The 26914-nt window shown below is 72.9% G+C and carries 23 protein-coding genes; 7 read left to right on the top strand and 16 right to left on the bottom strand.

All coding sequences use genetic code 11. The annotated features are described in order from the left end of the window. Positions 1–7 precede the first annotated feature (7 nt). On the bottom strand, positions 8–1147 hold the full coding sequence (locus tag ACWDYJ_RS03150; RefSeq protein ID WP_451563711.1) for an NAD(P)/FAD-dependent oxidoreductase: 1140 nt from the start codon (positions 1145–1147) through the stop codon (positions 8–10). A gap of 134 nt (positions 1148–1281) precedes the next feature. Then, the gene (locus ACWDYJ_RS03145) at positions 1282–3711 is read right to left on the bottom strand and encodes a collagenase (RefSeq protein WP_451563710.1); all 2430 of its coding nucleotides are present in this window, start codon (positions 3709–3711) and stop codon (positions 1282–1284) included. Positions 3712–3884: 173 nt separating this feature from the next. Between ACWDYJ_RS03145 and ACWDYJ_RS03140 the strand changes: the two genes are divergently transcribed. Continuing rightward, entirely contained in the window at positions 3885–5261 is a 1377-nt protein-coding gene (locus ACWDYJ_RS03140) for an aminopeptidase P family protein (RefSeq protein WP_451563709.1), read from the top strand. Between the two features lie 117 nt (positions 5262–5378). Here the strand turns inward: ACWDYJ_RS03140 and ACWDYJ_RS03135 are convergent, their stop codons facing one another. Both ACWDYJ_RS03135 and ACWDYJ_RS03130 read right to left on the bottom strand, forming a co-directional pair. Next, the gene (locus ACWDYJ_RS03135; RefSeq protein WP_451563708.1) at positions 5379–6356 is read right to left on the bottom strand and encodes an alpha/beta fold hydrolase; all 978 of its coding nucleotides are present in this window, start codon (positions 6354–6356) and stop codon (positions 5379–5381) included. A 107-nt stretch (positions 6357–6463) separates the two neighbouring features. Further along, entirely contained in the window at positions 6464–7399 is a 936-nt protein-coding gene (locus ACWDYJ_RS03130; protein ID WP_451563707.1) for a LysR family transcriptional regulator, read from the bottom strand. A 124-nt stretch (positions 7400–7523) separates the two neighbouring features. Here ACWDYJ_RS03130 and ACWDYJ_RS03125 point away from each other — a divergent pair, with 124 nt between their 5' ends. Both ACWDYJ_RS03125 and ACWDYJ_RS03120 read left to right on the top strand, forming a co-directional pair. Then, the gene (locus ACWDYJ_RS03125; RefSeq protein WP_451563706.1) at positions 7524–8285 is read left to right on the top strand and encodes an SDR family NAD(P)-dependent oxidoreductase; all 762 of its coding nucleotides are present in this window, start codon (positions 7524–7526) and stop codon (positions 8283–8285) included. Between the two features lie 54 nt (positions 8286–8339). Further along, positions 8340–8549 carry a tautomerase family protein gene (locus ACWDYJ_RS03120; RefSeq protein ID WP_451563705.1) on the top strand — a complete coding sequence of 70 codons (210 nt, stop codon included), beginning with the start codon at positions 8340–8342 and terminating at the stop codon, positions 8547–8549. Positions 8550–8578: 29 nt separating this feature from the next. Here the strand turns inward: ACWDYJ_RS03120 and ACWDYJ_RS03115 are convergent, their stop codons facing one another. Together ACWDYJ_RS03115 and ACWDYJ_RS03110 are read right to left on the bottom strand one after the other, a co-directional pair. Further along, entirely contained in the window at positions 8579–9055 is a 477-nt protein-coding gene (locus ACWDYJ_RS03115) for a RidA family protein (protein WP_451563704.1), read from the bottom strand. After that, on the bottom strand, positions 9052–10188 hold the full coding sequence (locus tag ACWDYJ_RS03110; RefSeq protein WP_451563703.1) for an acyl-CoA dehydrogenase family protein: 1137 nt from the start codon (positions 10186–10188) through the stop codon (positions 9052–9054). Before ACWDYJ_RS03110 ends, ACWDYJ_RS03115 begins: the two co-directional genes overlap by 4 nt. A gap of 118 nt (positions 10189–10306) precedes the next feature. Here ACWDYJ_RS03110 and ACWDYJ_RS03105 point away from each other — a divergent pair, with 118 nt between their 5' ends. Genes ACWDYJ_RS03105 through ACWDYJ_RS03095 form a run of 3 tightly spaced genes read left to right on the top strand, consistent with a single transcriptional unit; the run spans position 10307 to position 13630 of the window. Further along, a complete protein-coding gene (locus tag ACWDYJ_RS03105; RefSeq protein ID WP_451563702.1) occupies positions 10307–11926 on the top strand; it encodes an AMP-binding protein in 1620 nt (539 codons plus the stop codon). A 4-nt stretch (positions 11927–11930) separates the two neighbouring features. Beyond that, a complete protein-coding gene (locus ACWDYJ_RS03100) occupies positions 11931–12731 on the top strand; it encodes a PaaX family transcriptional regulator (RefSeq protein ID WP_451563701.1) in 801 nt (266 codons plus the stop codon). A gap of 59 nt (positions 12732–12790) precedes the next feature. Beyond that, positions 12791–13630, top strand: a complete 840-nt coding sequence (locus ACWDYJ_RS03095; protein ID WP_451563700.1) for a GNAT family N-acetyltransferase — start codon at positions 12791–12793, stop codon at positions 13628–13630. A gap of 59 nt (positions 13631–13689) precedes the next feature. Here ACWDYJ_RS03095 and ACWDYJ_RS03090 read toward each other — a convergent pair whose 3' ends face one another. From ACWDYJ_RS03090 to ACWDYJ_RS03050, 9 genes are all read right to left on the bottom strand, one after another. Further along, positions 13690–15939 carry a bifunctional salicylyl-CoA 5-hydroxylase/oxidoreductase gene (locus tag ACWDYJ_RS03090; RefSeq protein WP_451563699.1) on the bottom strand — a complete coding sequence of 750 codons (2250 nt, stop codon included), beginning with the start codon at positions 15937–15939 and terminating at the stop codon, positions 13690–13692. Between the two features lie 4 nt (positions 15940–15943). Next, positions 15944–16771 carry an enoyl-CoA hydratase family protein gene (locus ACWDYJ_RS03085; RefSeq protein WP_451563698.1) on the bottom strand — a complete coding sequence of 276 codons (828 nt, stop codon included), beginning with the start codon at positions 16769–16771 and terminating at the stop codon, positions 15944–15946. 103 nt (positions 16772–16874) lie between these two features. After that, positions 16875–17885, bottom strand: coding sequence for an ornithine carbamoyltransferase (gene argF, locus ACWDYJ_RS03080; RefSeq protein ID WP_451563697.1), 1011 nt, complete (start codon positions 17883–17885; stop codon positions 16875–16877). Positions 17886–18024: 139 nt separating this feature from the next. Further along, positions 18025–19251, bottom strand: a complete 1227-nt coding sequence (locus tag ACWDYJ_RS03075) for an arginine deiminase (RefSeq protein WP_451563696.1) — start codon at positions 19249–19251, stop codon at positions 18025–18027. Between the two features lie 55 nt (positions 19252–19306). Next, positions 19307–19810 (bottom strand): hypothetical protein, encoded by a 504-nt coding sequence (locus ACWDYJ_RS03070; RefSeq protein WP_451563695.1) that lies wholly within the window; start codon positions 19808–19810, stop codon positions 19307–19309. A gap of 153 nt (positions 19811–19963) precedes the next feature. Further along, a complete protein-coding gene (locus ACWDYJ_RS03065) occupies positions 19964–22567 on the bottom strand; it encodes a polynucleotide kinase-phosphatase (protein ID WP_451563694.1) in 2604 nt (867 codons plus the stop codon). Further along, positions 22564–24033: a 3' terminal RNA ribose 2'-O-methyltransferase Hen1 gene (locus ACWDYJ_RS03060; RefSeq protein ID WP_451563693.1), complete on the bottom strand. Its 1470-nt coding sequence runs from the start codon at positions 24031–24033 to the stop codon at positions 22564–22566. Before ACWDYJ_RS03060 ends, ACWDYJ_RS03065 begins: the two co-directional genes overlap by 4 nt. A gap of 47 nt (positions 24034–24080) precedes the next feature. Next, on the bottom strand, positions 24081–24950 hold the full coding sequence (gene mmuM / locus ACWDYJ_RS03055) for a homocysteine S-methyltransferase (protein ID WP_451563692.1): 870 nt from the start codon (positions 24948–24950) through the stop codon (positions 24081–24083). A gap of 30 nt (positions 24951–24980) precedes the next feature. Further along, positions 24981–25904 (bottom strand): LLM class F420-dependent oxidoreductase, encoded by a 924-nt coding sequence (locus tag ACWDYJ_RS03050; RefSeq protein ID WP_451563691.1) that lies wholly within the window; start codon positions 25902–25904, stop codon positions 24981–24983. A 202-nt stretch (positions 25905–26106) separates the two neighbouring features. On the opposite strand from ACWDYJ_RS03050, the gene ACWDYJ_RS03045 reads away from it, so the two are divergent. Then, positions 26107–26343, top strand: coding sequence for a hypothetical protein (locus ACWDYJ_RS03045; protein ID WP_451563690.1), 237 nt, complete (start codon positions 26107–26109; stop codon positions 26341–26343). 48 nt (positions 26344–26391) lie between these two features. Here ACWDYJ_RS03045 and ACWDYJ_RS03040 read toward each other — a convergent pair whose 3' ends face one another. Next, positions 26392–26877 carry a DUF6099 family protein gene (locus ACWDYJ_RS03040; protein ID WP_451563689.1) on the bottom strand — a complete coding sequence of 162 codons (486 nt, stop codon included), beginning with the start codon at positions 26875–26877 and terminating at the stop codon, positions 26392–26394. Positions 26878–26914: the final 37 nt, after the last annotated feature.

Below are 26914 nucleotides of genomic sequence, written 5' to 3'. Positions count from 1 at the left end.
GCTCTCCTCAGAAGGCCGGGTCCGGTGCCGACCCGAAGCGGTCCGGGTGGAACGGGTGCGGGGGGACGGGGGGTTCGGCTCCGGTGAGGGCGGCGGTGATCAGCACGCCGGTGGCCGGGGCCAGGCCGATGCCCGCGCCCTCGTGGCCGCAGGCGTGCAGCAGCCCGGGCACCCGGGGGTCGGGGCCGATCGCCGGAAGGTGGTCGGGCAGGTAGGGGCGGAAGCCGTGGTAGGCGCGCAGGACGTGCGCGTCGGCCAGGACGGGGAAGAGGCCTGCCGCTTGGGCGGCGAGGCGGCGCAGGGCCTCGGTGGACAGGCTCGGGTCGAAGCCGACCCGTTCGCGGGTCGCGCCGATGAGGACCGGGCCCGCCGGGGTGCCCTCGACCACCGCCGAGGACTGGAGGGCGGCCGAGCCGCTGGCCACGTCCGCGATGTAGTCGGCGGCGTACACCTTGTGCCGGACCAGGCGTGGCAGCGGCTCGGTCACCAGGACGAAGCCGCGGCGCGGGAGGACGGGCAGGTCGACCCCGGCGAGCGAGGCGATGTGGCCGGCCCAGGTGCCCGCCGCGTTCACGACGGCGGGGGCGCGCAGTTCACGGTGTCGGGTGCGGACGCCGCGTACGGCGCCGTGCTCCAGCAGGATGCCCGTCACCTCTTCGCCGAGGTGCAGCCGGGCGCCCGAGGCGGCCAGTAGCCGGGCCGCCGCCTGGGCCGGCTGGACCTGGGCGTCCTGCGGGTAGTGGAAGCCGCCCGCCAGGCCCGGGGCCAGGTGGGGTTCCAGTTCGCGCAGGGCGTCGGAGCCCACCTCGGCGGAGACGACGCCCGCCGCGCGCTGGCCGTCCGCGAAGCTCCGTAGCGCCTTCAGGGTGGTCTCGTGCGGGGCGACGACGAGGCCGCCCTTGGACTCGTACTCGATCTCTTGCGGGAGGGCGGAGGCGAGTTCGTGCCAGAGCCGGGTGGAGAGCAGTGCCAGGTCGAGCTCCGGGCCGGCCTCTTTGTCGGAGACGAGCAGGTTGCCCTCTCCGGCGCCGGTCGTACCGCCCGCGACCGGGCCCCGGTCGACCACGGCGACGGAGAGTCCGGAACGGCTCGCGTAGTACGCGCATGCGGCTCCGACGACGCCGGCGCCAATGATCACGACGTCCATGGCAGTAATATGTCACATTCTTCAGTAGCGTTTACAGGGTCACAGCCAAGTTTCCAGGGCCACAGTGCTATTTCCAGAATCACCGTGTACCCGGGCCGGTCCCCCCGTGGGACCGGCCCGAGGGCGCGGAGGGGTCAGCCGCGCAGCGGACCCTCACAGCTGTAACCGGCGCTGCCCGCGACCTTGCTGTCCCAGATCTGCAGCGGACCGAAGGAGCAGTTCATGTCGGCCAGGTTGTTCGAGGCCGCGCCCGCCCGGTCGAGGATGAAGTAGTCCACCGTCTCGGACATGTCCTTGAAGTTCTGGTCGTCGCTGCGCCAGTTCTTCAGGTTCGCGGTGATCCGGCCGGTGCAGGTGAAGCGGCGCTTGCCCGGCGCGCCGTTCTCCACGCAGTCCGGGGTGTTGTACGTGGCCGTCGCGAACGACGACTTCACCGACGCGAGGGCCGCGTCGCGGAGCTGGCCGTTCGGCGTGAAGGTGGTGTTCGGCACGAACAGCTCGTCCACCTTGGCGATCTGCGCGTCCAGGAAGCGGTCGTAGTCGCGCTGGAGGTAGGTGTCCGCGCCCATCCGGTGGCGCCAGGAGTCGTACGCCGCCACGTCGTTGTTGCGCAGATGGGTGTACATCTCCCGCAGCTGCGTGGGCTTCTCGGTCCACAGGAACTCGAAGAAGGTGCCGGCGTAGCTGTAGAAGCGGAAGCCGTCGCCGTCGTAGGTGGCGTTCAGCACCTGCTGGACGCTCATGCGCGGACCGCCGCCGGCGGTGTCGTTGATGATGCTCTTGACGAGGGACTTGCGGACGGCGATGCCGTTGTCGCGGGTCGCGCCGTCGAAGAACTCGGCGGTGCCCTCGTCCATGGCGGTCGTACGGTCGCCCTCGTACCAGGGGCCTTCGCCGAAGAAGCCGGGCACGGCGTAGCGGCCGTTGAGGTAGTGCGTGTACTCGTGGCGGAAGAGCTCCTCGAGGGTGAGGGAGGAGTCCTGCGGGACGCGGCGCTGGTAGGTGTAGAAGGTGGCGCCGTTCTCGATGTAGATGCCGCCGTTGTCGGTGTCGTAGCCGGTCAGGATCGGGTGGTAGTTCTCGTAGTCGGCGCGCGAGCCGTAGAGCACGATGTTCAGCGTGGAGTTGGGGTCGCCTGCGAGGGGCTGCTCGGTGCCCAGCACGCGGTGGTACTGGGCCTTGACCTGCTTGCTCGCGTAGTACAGCTGGTCGACGGTGGCCTGGTCGAGGCCGGTGCGGACCTTGATGGCGCCGTTGTCGTAGGTGTAGGTGTACGGGAAGATCTGCTTCTCGATGTCCTCCTTGCACACCCCGTACGGCTTGCAGGCCTCGTAGACGTTGAGCCAGGAGACGAGCGAGGCCCACTGCGGACTGCCGTTGCCGAAGGCGGACTTGACCGGCTCCAGCAGGGCGCCGAGGTCGGCGACGACCTGGCCCTCCAGGCCCTCGACCTGGCCGAAGCGGCCGTACTCGCTCAGGGCGTCGCGCGCCACCCAGGAGTTGCCGGTGCCCTTGAGGTGGGTGTGGCCCGAGAAGGCCTTGAAGGCCGCGCGGTAGGCGGGGTCGGCCGCCACCGCCGCGTGGAAGGCGGTGTCCCGGTTGCCGGGGTAGACGCCGAGGTAGTTGACGGAGAGGCCGGCCAGCGCGGCGCCCGCCCAGCCGGCGTCGAGGTGGGTGGCCGGGTGGGCCGGGTCCATGGTGGCCAGGACCTTCTTGATCAGGCCGAGTTGGTGCTGGCGCAGACCGGGCGCGCTGCCGGCGTAGAGGGCCTCGCGCAGGGTGCGGGCGTTGGAGGCGGTCACGTCGAAGGTGCGGGCGGCGGCCCCGAAGTCGGCGATGGCCCGGCGGACGGCGTCGACCGTCGGGGCGTCGGTGAGGTCGATCTCGGAGCGCGAGTGGTCGTGGTACGCGGCGGCGTGCAGGTAGGTGAACATCTCCTCCAGGTGGGAGGAGTTACGGCCGTCGTGGGCGGCGGCCAGGCTGGATATCCGGCGGGAGACGGCCTGGACGTGGGCGTCGGACATGACGGGCGCCAGGCGGGCGTCCCAGGTCCAGATCAGACCGCGCAGGCAGCCGTCGGCGAGGACGGCCTGGTCGGCGAGGAAGTCGGCGAACTGCTCCGGGGTGAGGTTCTTGATCCCGTCGAGGGTGCAGGGGACTGCGACGACGAGGCTGCGCGCGGTGGGCGCCGCCTGGGCCGAGGCCAGTTCGCGGCTCTTCTCCATGCGTTCGGCGGAGGCGGCCGACGTCGGCACGGTCGCGGCCGGGGCGGCGCCGGGTATCCGGCCGTCGGTGACGGCCTGGCCGCCGGGGCCCGGGGCGGGCGCCGGGGTGAGCTCCCGGGCGTTGGCCAGGCGCTCGACCTCGTCGAAGGGGTTCGGCGCGACGGAGGCTCCCGAGGCGAGGGCGGCCGGGACGGAGGCGGCCGGGGCGTTGACGCCGGGCGCGGCGGCGGGGCTGCCGCGATCGGCGGCCTGTGTCACGGCCTGCCCCGCGGTGGCGAGGAGGGTGACCGCGACGGCGGCGGAGAGGAGGGACGTACGCACAGCTCTGTGCTGGGACACCAATGACTCCTGGTGAGAAGAGGAGGTGGGGGAGGTGGTGCGTGAACTGCCCTGCGTCACACGGCGTTTGAGGGGAGTTAACGTGCCGCAGTGTGAGCTGTAACATAGTAATGTGAAATTGCACTGACAACCCCTGTGCGCCCACCAGTTCGGTTCTTCTTGAGGGAGCCTCCGTGACCGACACCTCCTCCCGCCTCAACACCGGCAGCCATGACCTCCCGGTGTCTGACGAGTTGTCCCGCTTCATGTCGGGGAACTGGGCGGCCTCACCGCTGTCCGCCGCAGCACGCGTCCCCGCCCACGCCGTCACCCCGGCCCGCCGCGCCCGCCTCTCCGCGCGCTTCCCGGGCGAGCGGCTGGTCATCCCGGCCGGTGAGCTGAAGGTCCGCTCCAACGACTGCGACTACCGCTTCCGGCCGCACAGCGCGTACGCCTGGCTGACCGGCCTGACGGGCGAGGACCAGGTGGGCCACGTCCTGGTCATGGAGCCGTCCGGGCCGCACGGCCACGAGGCGGTGCTCTACCTGCGGCCGCGCTCGCCCCGGGGGAACGGGAACGAGGAGTTCTACCGCGACCGCCGCCACGGCGAGTTCTGGGTGGGGCGCCGCCCCGACCTCGCGGAGGCGGAGCGCCTCACCGGCATCCGCTGCGCGCACCTCGACACACTGGGCGCGCCGTCGGCCCGCAACGCCGCCTCCGACGGTGAACTGGCCGCCGCGCTCTCCGAGTTGCGGCTGATCAAGGACGCCTGGGAGGTGGAGCAGCTCCAGCTCGCGGTCGACCACACGGCCGCCGGTTTCGAGGACGTCGTACGGGCCTTCCCGCAGGCGCTGGCGCATCCGCGCGGCGAGCGGTGGATCGAGGGCGTCTTCGGCCTGCGCGCCCGCGCGGAGGGCAACGGCACGGGCTACGACACGATCGCGGCGTCGGGCGCCCACGCGTGCGCGCTGCACTGGATCCGCAACGACGGCCGGCTCAACGGGAACGAACTGCTCCTGCTGGACGCGGGCGTCGAGACGGACACCCTCTACACGGCCGACATCACCCGGACCCTCCCCCTCTCGGGACGGTTCTCTCCGGTGCAGCGGCAGGTGTACGAGCTGGTGCTCGCCGCGCAGGACGCGGGGATGGCGGCGCTGCGCCCGGGGGCGAGCTTCGGGGACTTCCACCGGGCCGGAATGCGGGTGATCGCCGAGGGCCTCGCGGAGTGGGGGATCCTGAAGAACGCGGACGGCGACCTGCACCGGCGGTACACGCTGTGCAGCAGCGGGCACATGCTGGGGCTCGACGTCCACGACTGCGGGCAGGCGCGGGCCGAGACCTACCTGGACGGCGTGCTGGAGGAGGGCCAGGTCCTCACCGTCGAACCCGGCCTCTACCTCCAGCCCGACGACGAGACCCTCCCGCCGGAGCTGCGCGGCATCGGCGTACGCGTCGAGGACGACCTGGTGATCACGGCCGACGGCGCCCGCCTGATGTCGGGGGCCCTGCCGCGCACGGTGGCGGGCATCGAGGAGTGGATGGGCGGCCTGCTGGAGGGCGGCCGGTAACCCCTCGCCGGGTGGGGTCAGGGGGCCGGCGAGTCACATGTCCGGCGGATCAGGGACCGGCAGCCCTGACCCGCCGGCCGTGTGACGAGCGCCTCCGCCCTCAGCGGTCTCGGGCCCTCAGCGGCACATCCGCGCCACGAGTTCCAGCTCGTCCGCCCACACGGCCGCGTCGCGCGGACCGATGTGCGGCGTGGCCAGCGACCGTACGCGGAAGCGGTTGCGGGGCGTCGTCTCGTCCGCCTCGCGGATCATCAGGTCCTGCAGGGCCGGCGGGATCGAGCGGTCCCGGGTGAAGCGCAGATACGTACGCGGCACCCGCCCCCACCGGTCCGGCAGCCCCCGGGCGTCGGCGGCCCCGATCGCCGCGGACTCGTCCGGCTCCAGCGTGTTGAGGAGCGCCCGTACCTCTGCGTCCGGCCAGTCGACCCCCAGCGCTTCCTTCACCGCCGCGAAGAAGACGGGGTCGCCCGAGCGCCAGTTGACCCGGCTGAGCCCGAGTTCCGGCGGCGTCTTGACGGCGGGTATGCGGAAGAGGGCGCTGGAGGATGCCTCGGGGGTCGTCATCAGCTGGTTCACCGAGGCGTGCCGCGTCGGGCAGAACGCGGAGGCGTACACCAAGTGGGATATCAGCTCGGGCACTTGGTTGGCGACCGCGTTCACCGTGACCCCGCCCAGGCTCTGGCCGACCAGGATCACGGGGCCGTTGCGGTACGCGGCGCGTACGACGCCCACCACGTGCGCCGCGAAGTCCGCCAGCGTCACCTTGGCGATCGGCGACGGCTCGGTGCTCAGCCGTTCCAGGTCCTGAGGGGCCTGGTAGGAGACCGGGAAGTACGCGCCGGTCCCGTGTCCGGGCAGGTCGACCGCGATCGCCCGGTGCCCGCGCAGGGCCAGCTCGCCCAAGACCGCCGACCAGGCATAGGAGTTGCTCCCGGAACCGTGGACGAGGACGAAGGTGGGCGCGCCGCGCCGCCGCCCGTCCGCGTGCGCGGCGGAGGCTCCCACGCCCACCGCGGCGACCGCCCCCGCCCCGGCCACGGCCGCCTTCAGGACCCCGCGCCTGGACTGTCCACCGGCACCGACGCTGTCACTCATGGCACTCCTGACACCCATGTCGCTCATGTCACTCCTGCCGCTCACGTCACTCATACGTCCGACCCTAGGAGCAGGCGCACACATGATCGGCTGATTTCGGCCAGCCGCTACGGCGTGGTGATCCGGCGGACGGGCCCGTGCGGCTCAGGGGTCTTGAGGCGGGCCAGGAGTTCCTCGACGAAGGCCTCGAGGTGGGGCGGGCGGGGGCCGGGGCGGGTGGCGCAGTACCAGGTGCGGGTCAGCGGCCGCGCGCCGATGGTGACCAGCGCGAGGCCGTGCGAGGACGCGTAGGGGGCGGCCACCCAGTTCGGCAGCACCGTCACGCCCTGGCCGCCGGCCACCATCTCGACCACCAGGTCGGTGACCACGGGCATGGTGGTGATCCGCGCGGGCCGCGACCGGGCGGGGATCGGCAGCGGGAACGACGGGATGCGGTTCTGGTCGTAGACGTCGTAGAGCACCAGCTCCACGCCGTCGAAGTCACGGGCGGTCAGGTACTCACGCGATGCCCAGGGGTGCGCGGCGGGAACCACAGCCACCATCTCGTCCTCGAACAACCGGGTCAGCGTCACCTGGTCCACCTGCCCGTCGAGCTTGGTGACCAGCGCGACGTCGACCCGGTCGGCGAGGAGGGCGGCGATCGGCGCGTCGTCCGCAGCCGCCTCGATCCGTACGTCGGCGTCCGGCACGCGCTCCCTGAAGGCGCGCAGCACGGGCGGCAGCCACGGGAAGGTCGTGCTGCACTGGGCGGCGAAGCGGACCCGCCGGTCGCGCCCGTCGCGGATGTCCTTCAAGTCGCGGGTCGCCGACTCCAGTTCAGCGAGGATGTGGTGGGCGGCGGCCAGCATCCGGCGGCCCGCCGCGTTGGGCACGAGGCGACGGCCCTGCCGGTCGAAGAGCCGCATGCCGAGCCGGTCCTCCAGCCGGGTCAGCCGCTGGCTGAGGGCGGGCTGGCTGACGTAGAGGCGTTCGGCGGCGGCCGTCAGCGAGCCGGCGTCGGCGGTGGCGTGCAGGAGTTCGAGGTCACGCAGGTCCACATCCATAAGCCTGGATTATCACATGCTTCAATATCCGTCGTGGTGTTATGAGTTGCGGACTCGTACGTTTCCGGTGTCGCCCAAGCGGGCGAACAGACGAACCGATCCGCCACGAAAGGCACCTCGACCCATGACCGACACCAGCAGCACCCCCGCCGGCACCCGCACCACCGCCCTGATCACCGGCTCCTCCAGCGGCATCGGCCTGGACATCGCCCGCGCCTTCCTCGCGAGCGGCGCCAACGTCGTCCTCAACGGCAGGGACGCCGACCGCGTCGCCAAGGCCGCCGCCGACCTCGGCCATCCGGAGCGGACGGCCTGGGTGGCGGGAAGCATCGCCGCGCCGGAGACCGGGGAGTCCCTCGTCCGCGTCGCGCTGGAGCGCTTCGGCGGTCTCGACGTACTGGTCAACAACGCCGGAACCTTCGCCTCCAGGCCCTTCACCGAGGTCACCGAGGACGAGCTCGACGGCTACCTGACCGGCAACCTCAAGGGGACCTACTTCACCACCCAGGCCGTGGTGCGGGCGCTGCGCGCCCAGGGCCGGGGCGGCAGCATCGTCAACATCGGCACGACGCTGGTGGACCACGCCCTCGCCGGCTTCCCGGCCTCGGCGCCGGTGGTCAGCAAGGCCGGGGTGCACGCGCTGACGACGAGCCTGGCCGCCGAGCTCGCGGCCGACGGCATCCGCGTCAACCTCGTGGCGGCCGGCATCGTCCGCACGCCACTGCACGAGGGCTCCGACGTGGACTCCTTCGGCGGGCTCGCGCTGCTGGGCCGGGTCGGCGAGGTCTCGGAGATCTCCGAGGCGGTGCTCTACCTCGCGGACGCCGCCTTCGTCACGGGCCACGCCCTGCGCGTGGACGGCGGCCACATCACCGGCCGCCGCTGAACCCTCGTCACCCTTCCCCGTACCCCACCCCGCACCGCTACGGAGGACATTGCAATGCCATACGTCAACGTCAAGATCACCCGTGAAGGCGCCACCGCCGAGCAGAAGGCCGAGATCATCGCGGGTGTCACCGACCTGCTGGTCAGGGTCCTCGACAAGGACCCCGCCACCACCTTCGTCCTCATCGACGAGGTCGACCTGGAGGACTGGGGCGTCGGCGGCCTCCCGACGCAGGAGTACCGGCGCCGCCGCGCTCTGGCCTGACCGTACGCGGCGCCGACCCGGCGGCGCTCCTACGTCGGAAGGACCGCGATGCCGTCCAGTTCGAGTTGGGCCTCGGTGTCCCAGAGGCGGACCACCCCGACGACCGCCATCGCCGGATAGTGGCGGCCCGCGAGTCGGCGCCAGACCCGGCCGAGTTCGGCGGCATGGGCGCGGTACGACTCCACGTCCACCGCGTACACCGTCACGCGGGCCAGGTGCGCCGGGGCGCCGCCCGCCGCCGCGAGGGCGGTCAGCAGATTGGCCAGGGCACGCTCGAACTGCTCCGGCAGGCTCTCCCCGACCACCCTGCCCGAGGCGTCGAGCGCGGTCTGGCCGGCCAGGAACACCAGGCGCCCGCCGGTGGCGGTGACGGCGTGGGTGAAGCCCGTCGCCGCGGACAGTTCCGCCGGGTTGATCCGTTCCAGGCCCGTACCGTCCGGGCCCGTACCGTCCGGGCCCGTACCGTCCGGGCCCGTGCGGTCCGGGCTCGTGCGGTCCTGACTCATCCCGCGGTCACCCCCCGGTACAGCTCCTTGGCGATGATCGTGCGCTGCACCTCGCTGGCCCCCTCGTAGATCCTGGGTGCCCGCACCTCCCGGTACAGGTGCTCCAGCAGGTGGCCCCGCCGCAGGGCGGCCGCGCCGTGCAACTGGACGGCGTGGTCCACGACGTACTGGGCCGTCTCCGTGGCGAGGAGCTTGGCCATCGCCGCCCGTCGCGGGACGTCCGGGGAGCCCCGGTCGTAGGCCGCCGCGGCCGCGTAGACCAGCAGCCGGGCGGCCTCGGTGCGGGTCGCCATCTCGGCCACCCGGTGCGCCACCGCCTGGAGGTCGGCGAGGACTCCGCCGAAGGCGGTCCGCCCGGCCGTGTGCGCGAGCGTCGCGTCCAGCGCGGCCCGCGCCATCCCGACCGCGAACGCGCCGACGCTGGGCCTGAAGAGGTTCAGCGTCTCCATCGCGACGCGGAACCCCTGCCCCGGCTCCCCCAGTACGTCCCGCGCGCCGACCGGCACGCCGTCGAAGGAGAGCGAGCCGATCGGGTGCGGCGAGAGCATGTCCAGCGGCTCGCCGGTGAGCCCCGGCCGGTCCGCAGGGACCAGGAAGGCCGTGATGCCCTTGGCCCCCGCCGCCTCACCCGTCCGGGCGAAGACGGTGTAGAAATCGGCTTCGGGGGCGTTGGAGATCCAGCATTTCCGCCCGTTCAGCCGCCAGCCGGCGCCCGCGGCCTTACCGTCCCGGACCGCCGACAGGGTCAGGGCCGCCGCGTCCGAGCCGGCCCCGGGCTCGCTCAGCGCGAACGCCGCCACCAGCCGGCCCGCCCGTACGCCCGGCAGCCACCGCTCCCGCTGCGCCTCGCTGCCCGAGCGCAGCACCGGATACGCCCCCAGGCCTTGCAGGGCCAGGGCTGTCTCCGCCTCGGTGCATCCGTAGGCCAGGGACTCGCGGAGCAGGCACAGTTGCAGGGCTCCGGAGGTGAAGACCCGTTCCAGGAGCCCCAGTTCACCCAGTGCGGCCAGCAGTGGCCGGTTCACCCGGCCGGGCTCACCCTTCTCGGCGAGCGGCTTCAGCCGCTGCCGCGCGAGGTCGCGCAACTCCCCGCACCATTGCTCTTCGTCCGCCCCGAGCGCGAATCCGGTCATCCGAATGCCCCAGTCTTATCGCGTCCTGTTGACTGCCGTCACCGTCACGATACGCTCGTCGCGCGACCGCACGGCCGGCTCCACCTCAATCCGGACGTTGCAAGGGGGCGAACCCGCCTTGGAGCTCAAGCCATCCGCTCATGCCGACACCTTTGCCCGCGACCACCTGCCTCCCGCGCACGCCTGGCCGCAGTTGCTGTTCGAACTGCCCGAGTTGGCGTATCCGGACCGGCTGAACTGCGGCGCCGAGCTGCTCGACGCCACGATCGACCGGTTCGGGGCCGACCGTCCGGCCTTTCGCACCGGTTCCGGTGAGGTGTGGTCGTACGGGGAGCTGCGCGACCGCGTGGACCGCCTCGCCCATGTGCTCACGGTCGATCTCGGCGTGGTCCCGGGCAACCGGGTGCTGCTGCGCGGGCCCACCGGCCCCTGGCTCGCCGCCTGCTGGCTGGCGGTGATGAAAGCGGGCGCGGTGGCCGTCACGGTGCTGGCCCAGCAGCGGGCCCAGGAGCTGGCCACGGTCTGCTCGATGGCACAGGTGCGGCACGCACTGTGCCATGTGACCGTGCTCGATGACCTGTGCAAGGCCAATGTGCCCGGGCTGCGGATCACACCGTACGGCGGCGACGGCCCCGACGACCTGCTGCGGCTGGCCGAGGCGCACACCGAGCCCTTCGCCGCCGTCGAGACCTCCGCCGACGACGTGTCGCTGATCGCCTTCACCTCCGGGACCACCGGGCGCCCCAAGGGCTGCATGCACTTCCACCGCGATCTGCTCGCCGTGGCCGACACCTTCTCCCGCAACGTCCTGCGCCCCCGCCCCGACGACGTGTTCGCGGGCAGTCCGCCGCTCGGGTTCACCTTCGGGCTCGGCGGGCTGCTCGTCTTCCCGCTGCGGGCCGGGGCCTGCGCGCTGCTGCTGGAGCAGGCCGCGCCCCGGCAGCTGCTGCCCGCGCTCGCCGAGCACCGGGTCACGGTCCTGTTCACGGCGCCCACCGCCTACCGGTCGATGCTGGACACCCTGGGCCCGTACGACGCGGGGGCCTACGACCTCTCCGCGCTGCGCCGCTGCGTCTCGGCGGGCGAGAACCTGCCCGCCGCCACTTGGCGGGCCTGGTACGAGCGCACCGGGCTGCGGATCATCAACGGGATCGGGGCCACCGAGCTGCTGCACATCTTCATCTCGGCCGCCGACGAGGACATCCGCCCCGGTACCACCGGGCGGGTGGTACCCGGCTGGGAGGCGAGGGTGGTGGACTCCGCCGGGCGGACGGTGGCGGACAACGAGCCGGGGCTGCTGGCGGTGCGCGGGCCGGTGGGCTGCCGCTACCTGGCCGATCCACGGCAGGGCGAGTACGTACGGGACGGCTGGAATCTGACCGGTGACACCTACGTCCGCGACCCGGAGGGCTACTTCCGCTACGTCGCCCGCGCGGACGACATGATCATCTCTTCCGGGTACAACATCGCGGGCCCGGAGGTCGAGGAGGCCCTGCTGCGCCATCCGGACGTCGTGGAGGCGGCGGTCGTGGGCCACCCGGACGAACGGCGTGGGCAGATCGTGGTGGCGTACACCGTCACACGTGACGGTGCAGTGTTGACGGAAGAAATCCTGCGCGCCTTCATGCGCGGCGAACTGGCCCCGCACAAGTGCCCGCGTTCCTTCGTCTTCCTCCCCGCGCTGCCGCGCACCGCGACCGGCAAACTGCAGCGGTTCCGGCTGCGCGATCTAAAGTGAACCCGTGGCCGAGCAGCACACCCCGCGATCTTTGATCGTCACGTTCTACGGCGCCTACGGGCGGTCCTTCGAGGGACCCGTCCCTGTATCCGCGCTGGTCCGCCTGCTGGGGGCGGCCGGCGTCGACGCGCCGTCCGTCCGCTCCTCCGTGTCCCGGCTGAAGCGGCGCGGCTTCCTGGTGCCCGCGCGGGCGGCGGACGGGTCGGCGGCCTACGGCCTCTCGGACGAGGCCCGCCTGATGCTGGAGGACGGCGACCGGCGGATCTACGGAACCACGCCGGTGTCCCAGGAGTGGCTCGTGGCGGTCTTCTCCGTCCCCGAGCAGGAGCGGCACAAGCGGCACCTGCTGCGCTCCCGCCTCGCCCGCCTCGGCTTCGGGGCGGTCGCCCCGGGCGTGTGGATCGCCCCGGCCCAGCTGTCCGAGGAGACCGGGCACACCCTGGTGCGGCTGCACCTGACGGCGTACGTGGAGCTCTTCCGCGGCGCCCACCTCGGCTTCGCCCCGACCGCCGAGGCGGTGGCCCGCTGGTGGGACCTGACGGCCCTGGCCAAGCAGCACGAGGAGTTCCTCGACCTGCACGAGCCCGTCCTGCGCGCCCTCCAGTCGGGCCCGCCCCCGACACCGCAGGACGCGTACCGCGCCTACCTGCTCGCCCTGGACACCTGGCGCCGGCTGCCCTACGCCGACCCGGGCCTGCCCCGCGAGCTGCTCCCGGCGGACTGGCCGGGCGACCGGGCGGCGGCCGTCTTCGCCGAACTGCACGCGCGGCTGCGGGATCCGGGCGCCGAGTTCGCCGGGCCGTGACGAGGCCTGCGCTCAGGAACTCGGATGCGCGAGGACCCCGCACGACGACAGGATGGGCCATGACCTGGACCTTCTCTTGCGACCTGGCGGCCTATCTGGCCTCGGCCGGCCCCTCGCTGGCCGCGCAGCCCGTCTCCAACACCATCCTGCTCACCACGGCCGACGCCCTTGAGCGACGCGGGCCCCATGCCTTCGGCCCGGCCGACCCGTTCTACGGCTGGTGGACCGGGGCGGACGGGGCCGTCGCCGGGGGCCTGCTGTGCACTCCGCCGTACCCGCTGCTGCTCGGCGCGGTGCCCGCGGAGGCGGTCCGGGCGCTGGCGGCCGCCCTCGGCACGCAGCCGCTGCTCCGCGGGATCACCGGGTTCAACGCCCGCCGCTCCGACGCGGAAGCGCTGGCCGGGGCCTGGGCGCGGCCGGCCCGGGTCACCGAGGAGAACCGCCTGTACCGGCTGGCCGCTCTGGTCGCCCCGGACCCCGCGCCGGCCGGCCGGGCCCGGCCTGCCACCGAGGCGGACCTCCCCCTGCTGCTGGAGTGGATCGAGGCCTTCAACCGGGAGTCCGGCCAGCCGGGCGCCGCCTCCGCGAGCGCCCTGCGCGACCGGCTCTCCTACGGCGGGATCCTGCTGTGGGAGCACGCCGGCGCGCCCGTCTCGCTGGCCTCCTTCCACCGCCCGGTCGGCTCGGCCGCCCGCATCGGCCCCGTCTACACGCCGCCCGGGGTCCGCGGCCGCGGTTACGCCGCCGGGGTCACGCACGCGGCGAGCGAAGCGGCGTACGCGGCCGGCGCCTCGCAGGTCCTCCTCTTCACGGACCTGGCCAATCCCACCAGCAACGGCATATACCTGCGCCTGGGCTACACACCGGTCGAGGACCGCGCCGAGGTCGTCGCGATGTGACCGTGCAATGTGCCCCTGCAGTGTGACCCGTCACCCTGCAATGTGACCCGGGTGCCGTCTCAGCCCCGCCCGGTCGGCGGCTTGCGGCTGCCCGCCCGGTACGGGTCGGGCCAGGGCGCGGCCGGTCCGGCGTAGCCCTGGTCGGCAGCCGCGTGCAGGGTCCAGTGCGGGTCGTACAGGTGGGGGCGGCCGACCGCGCAGAGGTCGGCGCGGCCCGCCAGCAGCAGCGAGTTGACGTCGTCCCAGGAGGAGATGGCGCCGACCGCGATGACGGGGATGCCGAGGGCGTTGCGGATCCGGTCGGCGTAGGGGGTCTGGTACGAGCGCCCGTACTCCGGTGCCTCGTCCGCCACCACCTGTCCCGTGGACACGTCCACCGCGTCCGCGCCGTGGGCGGCGAAGGCGGCGGCGATCCGCTCGGCGTCCCGCGGCGAGGTGCCGCCGGGCGCCCAGTCGGTCGCCGAGAGCCGGACCGTCATCGGGCGGTCGTCCGGCCAGAGCGCGCGGACCGCGTCGAAGACCTCCAGCGGGAAGCGCAGCCGGTTCTCCAGGGAGCCGCCGTAGGCGTCGTCGCGGTGGTTGGTGAGCGGGGACAGGAAGCCGGACAGCAGGTAGCCGTGCGCGCAGTGCAGTTCCAGCAGGTCGAAGCCGCAGTCGGCGGCCCGCACGGTGGCGGCCTCGAAGTCGGAGCGGATCGCGGCGAGATCGGCGGCGGCCAGGGCGCGCGGGACGGCGGAGACGCCCGGCCGGTACGGCAGAGCGGAGGCGGCGACGAGCGGCCAGTTTCCCTCGGGCAGGGGGTCGTCCATGCCCTCCCACATCACGCGCGTCGATCCTTTGCGGCCGCAGTGGCCGAGCTGGACGCCCAGCGCGGTGCCGGGCGCGGACGTGTGGACGAAGTCGGCGATCCGCTTCCAGGCGGCGGCCTGCTCCGCCGTCCAGAGGCCGGCGCAGCCGGGGGTGATCCTGCCTTCGGCGGACACGCACACCATCTCGGTCATGACCAGGCCGGCCCCGCCGAGGGCTCGCGCGCCCAGGTGTACGAGGTGGAAGTCCCCCGGCACCCCGTCCCGCGCCGCGTACATGTCCATCGGTGAGACCACGACCCGGTTGCGCAGGGTCAGTCCACGCAGCGTGAAGGGGGTGAACATCGGCGGTGTTCCGTCTTCCGGGCAGCCGAAGTCCCGTTCCACCGCACGGGTGAAGCGGGCGTCGCGCAGCCGCAGGTTGTCGTGCGTCACCCGGCGGCTGCGGGTCAGCAGGTTGAAGGCGAACTGCCGGGCGGGCTGGTCGACGTAGCCCTCGATCTCCTCGAACCAGCGCATGCTGGCGGCCGCCGCCCGCTGGGTGCTTTCCACGGCGGGCCGCCGCGCCGCCTCGTACGCCGCGAGCGCCTCCGGTACCTCGTTCTCCGCGGCCACCGCCTCGGCGAGCGCGAGGGCGTCCTCGACGGCGAGCTTGGTGCCGGAGCCGATGGAGAAGTGCGCCGTATGTGCCGCGTCACCGAGCAATGTCACATTGCCATGTGACCACTGCTCGTTGACGACGGTACGGAAGCGGGTCCACGCCGAGCGGTTCCCGCGCAGCGGCCGTCCCCGCAGGGCCTCGCCGAAGATCTTGGCGCAGCGGGCCGCTGACTCGCTCTCGCCACAGAGGTCGAGGCCGGCCTCCCGCCACACCTCGTCCCGCATCTCGACGATCACGGTCGAGGCGTCGGCGGAGTACGGGTAGGCGTGCAGCTGCATCACCCCGTGCGCGGTCTCCGCGATCTCGAAGCGGAAGGCGTCGAAGGCGAAGTCCGCGGCCAGCCAGATGTAGCGGCAGCGCCCCGCGGTGACGGTCGGCCGGAAGTGCGCGGCGCCGCGCCGGCGGGTCGCGCTGTGCACCCCGTCCGCCGCGACCACCAGGTCGTACGCGCCGGCCAGCGCCCAGGCGTCCGACGCCTCCGTGCGCGGCCGCAGCCGGACCCCGAGGGCCGTGCAGCGCTCGTGCAGGATCTCCAGCAGCCGCCGCCGGCCGAGGGCGGCGAAGCCGTGGCCGCCGGAGGTCAGCAGGCGGCCCCGGTGGACCACCTCCACGTCGTCCCAGCGGACGAACTCGGCGCCGAGGGCGGCGTGGACGGCCGTGTCGGCGCGTTCGATGCCGCCGAGGGTCTCGTCGGACAGGACGACGCCGAAGCCGAAGGTGTCCTGTGGTGCCCCCCGCTCCCAGACCTCGACGGTGTGTCCCTGGCGGGCCAGCAGCGCGGCGGCGTACAGCCCTCCCGGTCCCCCGCCCACGACGGCGACCCGCATGGCGCGCGCGGACATGTGCCTACCTGCCCTTCCACTCCGGCGGCCGCTTCCCGGTGAAGGCCGCGTGGAACTCCGCGTAGTCCTGGCCGTGCATCAGCAGCGCCTGGGTGCTGGCGTCCAGCTCGACGGAGGCGGCCAGCGGCATGTCGAGCTCCGCCGTCAGCAGGGCCTTGGTCTGGGCGTAGGCGAGGGAGGGTCCGGCGGCGAGGTGGGCGGCCAGTTCGGTGGCCCGGGCGTCGGCCTTGCCCTCGTCGACCAGCTCGCTGAGCAGGCCGATCCGCTCCGCCTCGGGGGCGCGTACGGGTTCCCCGAGCATCAGCAGCCGGGTGGCGTGGCCGAGGCCGACGACCCGGGGCAGCAGGTAGGCGGCGCCCATGTCCCCGCCGGAGAGGCCGACGCGGGTGAACAGGAAGGCGAAGCGGGCGCTGGGATCCGCGATCCGGAAGTCGGCGGCGAGAGCGAGCACCGCTCCGGCGCCGGCGGCCACCCCGTGGACGGCGGCGATGACCGGGAAGGGGCATTCCCGGACGGCGCGGACCACCTGGCCGGTCATCCGGTTGAAGTCGAGGAGCTGGGCGGTGTCCATGGCGAGGGTGGCGCCGATGATCTCGTCCACGTCTCCGCCGGAGCAGAAGCCGCGCCCCTCGCCGGCCAGCACGAGGGCGCGTACGGAACGCTCACGTGTCAGTTCGGCGAGCAGATCGCGCAGGTCGGCGTAGGCGCCGAAGGTGAGCGCGTTCAGCTTGTCGGGGCGGTCGAGGGTGACGGTGGCCACGCCGTCCTGCCGGGTCACCCGCAGGTGGCGCCACCGTTCGGTCGCTGATGTGGAACCGGTGAAGGGGCTCACGAAGCCGACGGTATCACCGACTCGTGACCACCGTCACAGAAACGCAACAACGCTACGCGACCGGCTGCGCCGAGCGGCTGCGCGACCCGGCTGTGCCGAGCGGCTACACGAGCGGCTCCGCGAGCAGGGCGACGAGCACGGCCTTGATGGTGTGCAGGCGGTTCTCGGCCTCGTCGAAGACGACCGAGTGCGCGGACTCGAACACCTCGTCCGTCACCTCGAGCGACTCCAGCCCGTGCCGCTCGTGGACCTCGCGGGCGACCTTGGTGCCCAGGTCATGGAAGGCGGGCAGGCAGTGCAGGAACTTCACGTCCGCGTTCCCGGTCGCGCGCAGCACGTCCATGGTGACGGCGTACGGGGCCAGCGCGCCGATCCGCTCGTCCCAGACCTCCTTGGGCTCGCCCATCGAGACCCAGACGTCCGTGGCCACGAAGTCGGCCTGCGCCACACCCTCCGCGACCTCCTCGATGAGGGTGATCCGCGCCCCGCTGGCCGCCGCGAGCTCGCGCGCCCGCGCCACGACCCACTCGGCCGGCCAGTACTGCTTCGGCGCGACGATCCGTACGTCCATGCCGAGCAGCGCGCCGGTCACCAGGTACGAGTTGCCCATGTTGAAGCGGGCGTCCCCGAGGTAGGCGAAGGCGATGCGCTCCAGCGGCTTGGCGCAGTGCTCGGTCATGGTGAGCACGTCGGCGAGCATCTGGGTGGGGTGCCAGTCGTCCGTGAGGCCGTTGAAGACCGGCACGCCCGAGTGCGCGGCGAGTTCCTCGACGGCGTCCTGGCTATCGCCCCGGTACTCGATCCCGTCGAACATCCGGCCGAGCACCCGCGCCGTGTCCCGGACCGACTCCTTGTGGCCCATCTGCGAGCCGGAGGGGTCGAGGTACACGGTGTTCGCGCCCTGGTCGGCGGCGGCGACCTCGAAGGCGCAGCGGGTGCGCGTGGAGGTCTTCTCGAAGATCAGCGCGATGTTCTTGCCCTGGAGCCGCGGCCGCTCGGTACCGGCCTTCCTGGCCGCCTTGAGCTGGGCGGCGAGTTCGACCAGGCCGCGGAACTCGGCGGCGGTGAAGTCGAGCTCCTTGAGGAAACTGCGGCCGAAGAGGTCGGTGGCCATGGGGACACTCCTGGGGGGCGCTGACGGGACAGAACTGGAAGTATATACGATCCTCTGCATTGATATACATACGGGGAGACGTTCGGGCCTGGGCATTCGAGCGGGGCATTCGAGTGGGGGCATGCGGGCGGGGAGGCGTTCAAGCGGCGTCCCGCTCCACCGGACAGCTCATGCACCGCGGTCCGCCCCGCCCCCGCCCCAGTTCGCTGCCGGGGATCTCGATCACCTCGATGCCCTCCTTGCGCAGGTGCGTGTTGGTGGTGACGTTCCGCTCGTACGCGACCACCACCCCCGGCTCCACGGCCAGCACGTTGCATCCGTCGTCCCACTGCTCCCGCTCCGCCGCGTGCACGTCCTGCGTGGCGGTCAGCACCCGGAGCGCGTCCAGCCCGAGCGCGTGCGCGATCGCCCGGTGCATGTGCTCCGGCGCGTGGTCGGTGACCTCCAGCTCGCTCGGGCCCTTGCCCGGCCGGATCGTGTAGGAGCGCAGCATGCCCAGGCCCGCGTACTGCGTGAAGGTGTCCGCGTCCACCATCGTCATCACCGTGTCGAGGTGCATGAAGGCCCGCCGCTTGGGCATGTCGAGCGCCACGATGGTGGTGGCGGACCCGGCGGCGAACAGGCCGCGCGCGAGCATCTCCACCGCCTGCGGGGTGGTGCGCTCGCTCATCCCGATCAGCACGGCTCCGTTGCCGATGACCAGCACGTCCCCGCCCTCGATCGTCGACGGGTAGTCCTCCTGGCCCTGTGACCAGTAGTGGAAGGCGCCGGAGCCGGTGAAGAGGGGGTGGTGCTTGTAGATCGCCTCGAAGTGCACGGTCTCGCGCTGCCGGGCCGGCCAGCGCATGGCGTTGATGGACACCCCGTCGTAGATCCAGGCGGAGGTGTCCCGGGTGAAGAGGTGGTTGGGCAGCGGCCCCAGCAGGAAGCCGTCCAGGTCCAGGGCGTGGAAGAGCACCGAGATCGGTTCGGTGTGCCGCTCCAGGAACTCGCGCTTCGTCATGCCGCCGACCAGTGCCTCCGCCAGATCGGCCGAGGACAGTCCGTCGAAGACCGAGCGCAGGTGGTCGGTGGCGAGCGGCCCGTACTCCTTCTCGTCGAAGACCCGGTCCAGGACCAGGCGCCGGGCTTCGGTGATGTCGAGGGACTCGCGGAGCAGGTCGCCGAAGAGATGGACGTCGACGCCGCGGTCGCGGAGCACGTCCGCGAAACCGTCGTGCTCCTGGCGGGCCCGGCGCACCCACAGCACGTCGTCGAAGAGCAGGGCCTCCTTGTTGCTCGGTGTGAGCCGCTTCAGCTCCAGGTCGGGCCGGTGGAGGATGACGCGGCGAAGCCGCCCGGTCTCGGAGTCGACATGGAATCCCATGCCCTACAGATTCCCAGACCGTGCGGCTTTTTGACCTGGCGTCGGCTTCGCGGTCTCAGCGCAGGCCGAGAAGCGCCGTCGGGGCGCCGATCAGTTCCGGGGCGGTCAGTCCGAGCCTCGGGGCGACCACGTTCGGGATGCCGAAGTTGCTGCCGTCGGGCATCGACAGCGGGGCGCCGACGATCGCGCCGGGGCCGCGGGCGCGCAGGGTCGTGGCCGGGGAGTGCACGGAGCCCTCACCGTCCGTCTCGGGCGCTCCGGCCAGGTTCGGCACCGGGGAGGTGAGACGGGTGGCGCCGAGTTCGGTGGCGATCGGCACCACCGGCAGCAGCGGGCTGGGAAGCAGGTCGCCCGTGTGGTGGCGCGGGGCCTCGGGGGCGCCGACGATCGGGACCGGCACCGTCGTGGCCAGACGCGGGGCGGTCAGGCCCAGGGTGGTCTCGACGGCGTCCAGGGGGACACCCACCGGAACCGAGTCGGCCACGGCCGGGGAGGCCGCGCCGGCCGCGGCCATACAGGTCAAGAGCGCCGCAATGCTTCCGCGCGCGGTCATCTTCATAGGTGACGTTCCGTCCTTCCAGGGTCGCGGACACTCCGCTGCCCTGGATGAACGATCCCGCCGGTGGCTTTCCCGGAGTTCTCCGGGAAAGTTCCCCCATACGACCTAATTCGCGGCCGTACGGGGGCCGCCGCTTTACGGCGTGTGCCTCTGTCAGAGCCGGGGGTCGACCGGCTCCGACTCCAGGGCGAGCACGGCGAAGACCGCCTCGTGGACCCGCCACAACGGCTCCGCCGCCGCCAGCCGGTCCAGCGCCTCCAGGCCGAGCGCGTACTCGCGCAGCGCGAGCGAGCGTTTGTGTCCCAGGAAGCGGCCGCGCAGTCGCTCCAGGTGGTCCGGACGCGTGTACTCCGGGCCGTAGATGATCCGCAGGTACTCACGCCCGCGCACCTTGACCCCCGGCTGGACCAGCCGGCCCTTGGCGTCCCGGGCGTACGCCTGGAGCGGCTTGACGACCATGCCCTCGCCGCCGGCCGCCGTCAGCTCCAGCCACCAGTCGGTGCCCGCCCGTACGGACGCCTCGTCGCCGGTGTCCACGTAGACCCGGGCGGTGCGGCGCAGCAGGCCCCCGCCGGCCGTCTCGTCGGCCAGGGCGAGCCGGTCCAGCCAGGCGAGCTGCTCGTCGTGCGGTACGGCCGCCAGCGAGCGGCCGGCCGCCGCGAGCAGCTGGAACGGCGCGAAGCGTACGCCGTCCAGCCCGTCGGTGGTCCAGCAGTAGCGCCGGTAGGCCTCGGTGAAGGCGGCCGCGTCCTCGGACCTGCCGCGCTGGCGCTCCAGCAGGGCTCCGGTGTCGATGCCCCGGGCCGCGGCCGCCTCCAGGGCGGCGAGGGCGTCGGGGAAGACGGCGCGGGAGGCGGCGCCCACGGCGGCGTACTGGTTGCGCAGCAGGCCGGTGGACTTCAGCGACCAGGGCAGCAGTTCCCCGTCGAACAGCAGCCAGTCGGTGGCCAGCTCCTCCCACAGGCCCGCGGCGCCGACCGCGGAGCGCAGCCGGGCGAGGAACTCCTCGGTGACCTCCGGGTCCTGGAAGAAGGGCCGCCCGGTGCGGGTGTAGAGGGAGCCGGTGGGCCCTTCGGCGCCGAAGCGCTCGCGGGCGGCGTCGGCGTCCTTGCACAGCAGGACGGTGGCGCGGGAGCCCATGTGCTTCTCCTCGCACACGACCCGCTCGATGCCGTCCGCGCGGTACTGCGCGAAGGCCTCGGCCGGGTGCTCCAGCCAGCCCTCCTGCCCCGAGGTGGCCGTGGGCGCCATGGTCGGCGGCAGGTACGGGACCAGGCGGGGGTCGACCGCGAAGCGGCTCATGACCTCCAGGGCGGCCGCCGCGTTCTCCTCGCGCACGGTGACGTTGCCCAGGTGCCGGGTCTCCACGATCCGCCGCCCGTGGACGTCGGCCAGGTCGAGGGGGCGGCCGTCATGACCTCCGGGGACCTCGGTGACGAGCGGCTTGACCGGCTCGTACCAGACCTTCTCGGCCGGTACGTCGACCAGTTCGCGCTCGGGCCAGCGCAGGGCGGTCATCCGGCCGCCGAAGACGGCGCCGGTGTCGAGGCAGATGGTGTTGTTGATCCAGGTGGTGTCCGGGACCGGGGTGTGGCCGTAGACCACCACCGCCTTGCCGCGGTAGTCCTCGGCCCACGGGTAGCGCACGGGCAGGCCGAACTCATCGGTCTCGCCGGTGGTCTCGCCGTAGAGGGCGTGCGAGCGGACCCGGCCGGAGGTGCGCCCGTGGTACTTCTCGGGCAGCCCGGCGTGGCAGACCACGAGCTTGCCGCCGTCGAGGACGTAGTGGCTGACCAGGCCGGCGATGAACTCCCGTACCTCGTCCACGAACTCCTGCGGCTCGCGCGCGAGCTGCTCGACGGTCTCGGCGAGGCCGTGGGTCTGCTGGACCTTGGAGCCCTTGAGGTAACGGCCGAGCTTGTTCTCGTGGTTCCCCGGCACGCACAGGGCGTTGCCGGACGCGACCATGCCCATGACGCGGCGCAGCACGCCGGGGCTGTCCGGGCCACGGTCGACGAGGTCGCCGACGAAGACGGCGGTACGGCCCGCGGGGTGGGCGCCGTTCTCGTAGCCGAGCTTGGCGAGCAGGGTCTCCAGTTCGGAGGCGCAGCCGTGGATGTCGCCGATGATGTCGAAGGGGCCGGTGAGGTGGGTGAGGTCGTTGAACCGCTTCTCCAGGACGACCTCGGCCGACTCGGCCTCCTCCACCGAGCGCAGCACGTGCACCTTGCGGAAGCCCTCGCGCTCCAGTCCGCGCAGCGAGCGGCGCAGCTCGCTGCGGTGGCGCTGGATGACGCGGCGGGGCAGGCCGGCCCGGTCGGGACGGGCCGCGTTGCGCTCGGCGCAGACCGCTTCGGGCATGTCGAGGACGATGGCGATGGGCAGTACGTCGTACTCGCGGGCCAGCTTCACGAGCCGGCGGCGCGACTCCGGCTGCACGCTGGTGGCGTCCACGACGGTGAGGCGGCCGGCGGCGAGGCGCTTGCCGGCGATGTGGTGCAGGACCTCGAAGGCGTCCTTGCTGGCGCTCTGGTCGTTCTCGTCGTCGGCGACGAGCCCCCGGCAGAAGTCGGAGGAGAGGATCTCGGTGGGCTTGAAGTGCTTGCGGGCGAAGGTGGACTTGCCCGATCCGGTGGCCCCGACCAGGACGACGAGGGACAGGTCGGTGACGGGAAGGACGCGGTGGGTCCGGGCCTCGGTGGCTGCGTCGGTGGCGGTGTCGGTGTCGGTGTCGGTGTCGGTGTCGGTGTCGGTCATGCTGCCCGGCCCTCCTTCGGGGTCTCGGTGGTACGGGTGAAGACGGCCATCTGGGTCGGCGGTCCGACCTCGGGGTCGTCGTCCCCGACGGGCACGTACGCGACGGCGTACCCGTGCCGGTCGGCGACCTGGCCGGCCCAGGTCCGGAACTCCTCGCGGGTCCACTCGAAGCGGTGGTCGCGGTGGCGGACCTGTCCGGCGGGCAGGGAGTCCCAGCGGACGTTGTACTCGACGTTCGGCGTGGTCACGAGGACCGTGTGCGGACGGGCCGAACCGAACACGGCGTATTCGAGCGCGGGCAGGCGCGGCAGGTCCAGGTGCTCGATCACCTCGCTGAGCACGGCCGCGTCGTACCCGGCCAGCCGCTTGTCGGTGTACGCGAGCGAACCCTGGAGGAGCTGGACGCGGGAACTCTGCCGCTCCCCCATCCGTTCCAGCCGCAGCCGCTTGGCCGCCGTGTTCAGCGCCCGCACGGACACGTCCACGCCGACGATCTCGGTGTACGCCGGGTCCTTGAGCAGCGCCTGCACCAGCTGGCCCTGCCCGCAGCCCAGATCCAGCACGCGCTGGGCCCCGGCATCGCGCAGGGCGGCGAGGATCGCGTCGCGCCGCAGCACCGCGAGCGGCAGCGGCCGCTCCTCCGTGTCCCGTGCCTCGTCGACGGCGTTGTCGAGTTCCTCGGCCTCGCTTCCGTCGGCCTCGGCGAGACGGGCCAGTTCCAGGCGCTCCAGGGCGTCCTGGGTGAGCCGCTTGTGGCGGGCGAGGTAGCGGGCGGTGATGAGCTGGTGCTCGGGGTGCGCCGGCAGCCAGCCGTCTCCGGCGCGCAGCAGCTTGTCGACCTCGTCGGGGGCGATCCAGTAGTGCTTGGCGTCGTCGAGGACGGGCAGCAGGACGTACAGCTGGCGCAGGGCGTCGTCGAGCTTCAGCTCGCCCTCCAGGACGAGCCGTACGTAGCGGCTGTCGCCCCACTCGGGGAACTGCTCGTCGAGCGCGACGGGCTCGGTCCGTACGGAGTCCCAGCCGAGCGGGCCGAACAGCCGGTGCACCAGCTCCGCGCCGCCCCGGGCGGGCAGCGCCGGGATCTCGATCCGCAGCGGGCGCGGCTGCCCGGGCAGTTCGGGCCGGGCCGTGCACTGGCCCGCCAGGGCGCTGCGGAATACGCCGCTGAGCGCGACGGCGAGCAGGGAGGAGGCGGCGTACGGCCGGTCGTTGACGTACTGCGCGAGCGCGGCGTCGGGTGCTCCGCCCCGGCCCTTGCCCTGGCCGCGCCGCACGAGCGCGACGGGATCCACCTCCAGGAGCAGGGCCGCCGTGCACCGTTCGGCCGTGGCCTCGGGGTAGAACACGTGGGCGGTGCCGTGGGAGGTGGAGAACGCCTGCGCCTTCCCGGGATGCTTGTGCAGCAGGAAGCCCAGGTCGGTGGCGGGTCGTTCGGGGATGCCGGTGGTGGAGATCGTCAGGAACACACGGCCGATTGTCGCCGGTCACGCGCCCTGTCTGCCTCTGGTTTTCCTCAGGCCAAGGCCGCTCCGAGGGCGGCGATCCGGTCCGGGCCCACGCGGCAGCAGCCGCCGAGGAGGCGGGCGCCCGTGGCCCGCCAGGCGGGCACGTCCCACGCCGCGGGCGTCGGCGGGGGGTGCCACTGCCGGGCGGTCGCGTCCCAGACGGAGCCGTCGTTGGGGTACGCCAGCAGCGGCTTGTCCGTGACCGGGGCGGCCGCCCGCAGGGCGGGCAGTACGTCCGCCGGGTCGCAGCAGTTGACGCCGACCGCGATCACCTCCGGGGCGTGGGCGGCGAGGGCGAAGGCCTCGGTGAGGGGCTGGCCGGCCCGGGTGCGGTCGCCCGCGACGGTGTAGCTCAGCCAGGCGCGGGCGCCCGTCCCCGCCAGGACGTCCAGCAGGGCCTCGGCCTCGTCGGTGTCCGGGACGGTCTCCAGGGCCAGGACGTCCGGCCCCGCCTCCAGCAGGGCCTCGATCCGGGGGCGGTGGAAGGCGGCCAGCTCGCGCACGCTCAGCCCGTACCGCCCGCGGTACTCCGAACCGTCCGCCAGGACCGCCCCGTACGGGCCCACCGAGGCCGCCACCCAGACCTCGTGGTCCGCCGCCCGCGCCGCACGGGCGGCCACGGCGACGCCCCGGCGCAGCAGGGCGGCGGCCTCGTGGCCGACCTGGTAGGTAGCGGTGATCAGTACCTCCGCGCCGGCCCGGACGTACGCCGTGTGGGCGGCCTCCACCTGGTCCGGCCGCTCGGCGAGCACCCGGCCGGTCCAGAGGCCGCCGGACAGGTCGCAGCCCTGGGCGGTGAGCTGGTTGCTCAGCCCGCCGTCCAGGAGCACGGCCCGGTGGGCGAGGGATTCGGCGAGGGGGCCGGTCGCTCGGGGCATCGGTTCCGCTGCTCCTTTCCGGGGACGGACTCAGCCGAGCTGGGAGAGCACCTGGGAGGAGATCAGCTCCAGGTGGTCCAGGTCGTCGAGGTCGAGCAGCTGGAGGTAGGTGCGGGAGGAGCCGATGGCGGAGTAGGTGCCGATCTTCTCGACGACCTCGGCCGGGGAACCGGCCAGGCCGTTGGCCTTCAGCTCGTCCACCTCGCGGCCGATGGCGGCGGCCCGGCGGGCGACCTCGGCGTCGTCCTTGCCCACGCACACCACGAGCGCGTTGGAGTAGACGAGTTCGCCGGCCTTGCGGCCCGCCTCCTCGGCCGCCTCGCGGACCCGGCCGAACTGCCGCTCGCTGTCGGCGACCGAGGCGAACGGCATGTTGAACTCGTCCGCGTACCGGGCGGCGAGGCGCGGGGTGCGCCGTGCGCCGTGGCCGCCGACGAGGACGGGCACCTTGGCCTGGGCCGGCTTGGGCAGGGCCGGGGAGTTCTCCACCTGGTAGTGGCTGCCCCGGTGGTCGAAGGTGGCGCCGGGCTCGGTCGCCCACAGGCCGGTGACGATGGCCAGCTGCTCCTCCAGTCGGGCCATGCGCTCCGCCGGGAAGGGAATCCCGTACGCCTTGTGCTCCTCTTCGAACCAGCCCGCGCCAAGGCCGAGTTCGACCCGGCCGCCGGACATCTGGTCGACCTGCGCCACCTGGATGGCGAGCACGCCGGGCAGCCGGAAGGTGCCGGCCGTCATCAGCGTGCCCAGCCGGATCCGCTTGGTCTCGCGGGCCAGGCCCGCGAGGGTGATCCAGGCGTCGGTGGGACCGGGCAGCCCGTCGGCGGATCCCATCCTCAGGTAGTGGTCCGAGCGGAAGAACGCGTCAAAGCCCAGGTCCTCGGTGGCCTTGGCGACGCTCAGGAGGGTGTCGTAACTCGCACCCTGCTGGGGTTCGGTGAAAATGCGGAGATCCATGCCCCCATCCTGCCCCTCCCACCCCTGCCGGGTGAATCTGCGTCAACCGGGAGGCCTGCCCTCCGCCTCGCCAGTGACCAGCGCGGAAGGGGATCGTTGGCTCGGACGGAGCCGGACCGCCCGGCCCGCGCGCCGGCGGCCTCTCGCCGGTGCGTCCACCGCCCCCTTCCGCACCGGAAGGGCCAGGGCCGAGGAGGCCGCCATGTCCCACGAGTCCGTGCCGGAGACCCGCCGACAGAACGGACAGACCGGACAGGCAGCGCACGACCACGCACGCCACGAGTCCGCGGAACCCGCCCAGGGCGGCGCGCCGAAGGGCCTGCTGCAGCAGATGGAAGAGCTGATGGCGGCGCTGAACGCCGACCTGTCCCAGCTCGATGCCGACCTCCAGCAGAGCGAGCGCCCGCAGAGCGAGCCTCAGCCCGACCGGTCCTTCTGAGCGTGCGAGGGTCCCGCCGCGCGCGGCGGGACCCGGACCCCGAACCGCTCAGGCCACGCCCGATGCGGACCCCCGCTCCCGGACCGTCATCCGGCGCAGCAGTCCCCGTACCCGGTCGCTCGACTCGTCCGCCGCGTCGATCGACTCTATGCACTGCCAGTACAGGCCCTCTTCGTCCGTCCCGCAGGCCACTCCGACGAGCGCTATCCCGACCTCGCCGAGCAGCGCCTGGAGTCCGAGCAGCGCCTGGCGCACATCCGCCACCTCGGTCAGCTGCTCCGCGCGCGGCGGCCGCTCGGGTGCGCTGCCCTCACCGCGCAGCGCCGCCCGGTCGATCACCCCGCAGCCTCTGCCTCCCGCTTCTCCCAGTCCCCGTGCCTCCGCTCTGAGCTCCGGCGGCCCGGTGACCGCCAGCCAGCCGCCTATCCCCTGGGCGAGCGCCTGGGCCTGCCAGGCCTCGCCCACGATGTCCCACGCAGCCCCGCTCTGTGCCAGCGCGTGCCGGCCGGCCGCGATGAGCCGTACCGCATCCATATGCCGTCCCCCGTCCGCACGACATCCCGCCGTTCTC

It is taken from the genome of Streptomyces sp. NPDC003042 (assembly GCF_053591315.1).
The sequence above is the reverse complement of the archived record's forward strand: the minus strand, read 5'-3'. Positions and strand labels throughout refer to the sequence as shown.

Bases quoted from the DNA above. Each gene is read 5' to 3' on its own strand.
- ACWDYJ_RS03150 (WP_451563711.1), bottom strand. From the start codon at position 1,147: ATGGACGTCGTGATCATTGGCGCCGGCGTCGTCGGAGCCGCATGCGCG.
- ACWDYJ_RS03135 (WP_451563708.1), bottom strand. From the start codon at position 6,356: ATGAGTGACAGCGTCGGTGCCGGTGGACAGTCCAGGCGCGGGGTCCTG.
- ACWDYJ_RS03130 (WP_451563707.1), bottom strand. From the start codon at position 7,399: ATGGATGTGGACCTGCGTGACCTCGAACTCCTGCACGCCACCGCCGAC.
- ACWDYJ_RS03125 (WP_451563706.1), top strand. From the start codon at position 7,524: ATGACCGACACCAGCAGCACCCCCGCCGGCACCCGCACCACCGCCCTG.
- ACWDYJ_RS03120 (WP_451563705.1), top strand. From the start codon at position 8,340: ATGCCATACGTCAACGTCAAGATCACCCGTGAAGGCGCCACCGCCGAG.
- ACWDYJ_RS03115 (WP_451563704.1), bottom strand. From the start codon at position 9,055: ATGAGTCAGGACCGCACGAGCCCGGACCGCACGGGCCCGGACGGTACG.
- ACWDYJ_RS03110 (WP_451563703.1), bottom strand. From the start codon at position 10,188: ATGACCGGATTCGCGCTCGGGGCGGACGAAGAGCAATGGTGCGGGGAG.
- ACWDYJ_RS03095 (WP_451563700.1), top strand. From the start codon at position 12,791: ATGACCTGGACCTTCTCTTGCGACCTGGCGGCCTATCTGGCCTCGGCC.
- ACWDYJ_RS03090 (WP_451563699.1), bottom strand. From the start codon at position 15,939: ATGTCCGCGCGCGCCATGCGGGTCGCCGTCGTGGGCGGGGGACCGGGA.
- argF (WP_451563697.1), bottom strand. From the start codon at position 17,885: ATGGCCACCGACCTCTTCGGCCGCAGTTTCCTCAAGGAGCTCGACTTC.
- ACWDYJ_RS03075 (WP_451563696.1), bottom strand. From the start codon at position 19,251: ATGGGATTCCATGTCGACTCCGAGACCGGGCGGCTTCGCCGCGTCATC.
- ACWDYJ_RS03070 (WP_451563695.1), bottom strand. From the start codon at position 19,810: ATGAAGATGACCGCGCGCGGAAGCATTGCGGCGCTCTTGACCTGTATG.
- ACWDYJ_RS03065 (WP_451563694.1), bottom strand. From the start codon at position 22,567: ATGACCGACACCGACACCGACACCGACACCGACACCGACACCGCCACC.
- mmuM (WP_451563692.1), bottom strand. From the start codon at position 24,950: ATGCCCCGAGCGACCGGCCCCCTCGCCGAATCCCTCGCCCACCGGGCC.
- ACWDYJ_RS03050 (WP_451563691.1), bottom strand. From the start codon at position 25,904: ATGGATCTCCGCATTTTCACCGAACCCCAGCAGGGTGCGAGTTACGAC.
- ACWDYJ_RS03045 (WP_451563690.1), top strand. From the start codon at position 26,107: ATGTCCCACGAGTCCGTGCCGGAGACCCGCCGACAGAACGGACAGACC.
- ACWDYJ_RS03040 (WP_451563689.1), bottom strand. From the start codon at position 26,877: ATGGATGCGGTACGGCTCATCGCGGCCGGCCGGCACGCGCTGGCACAG.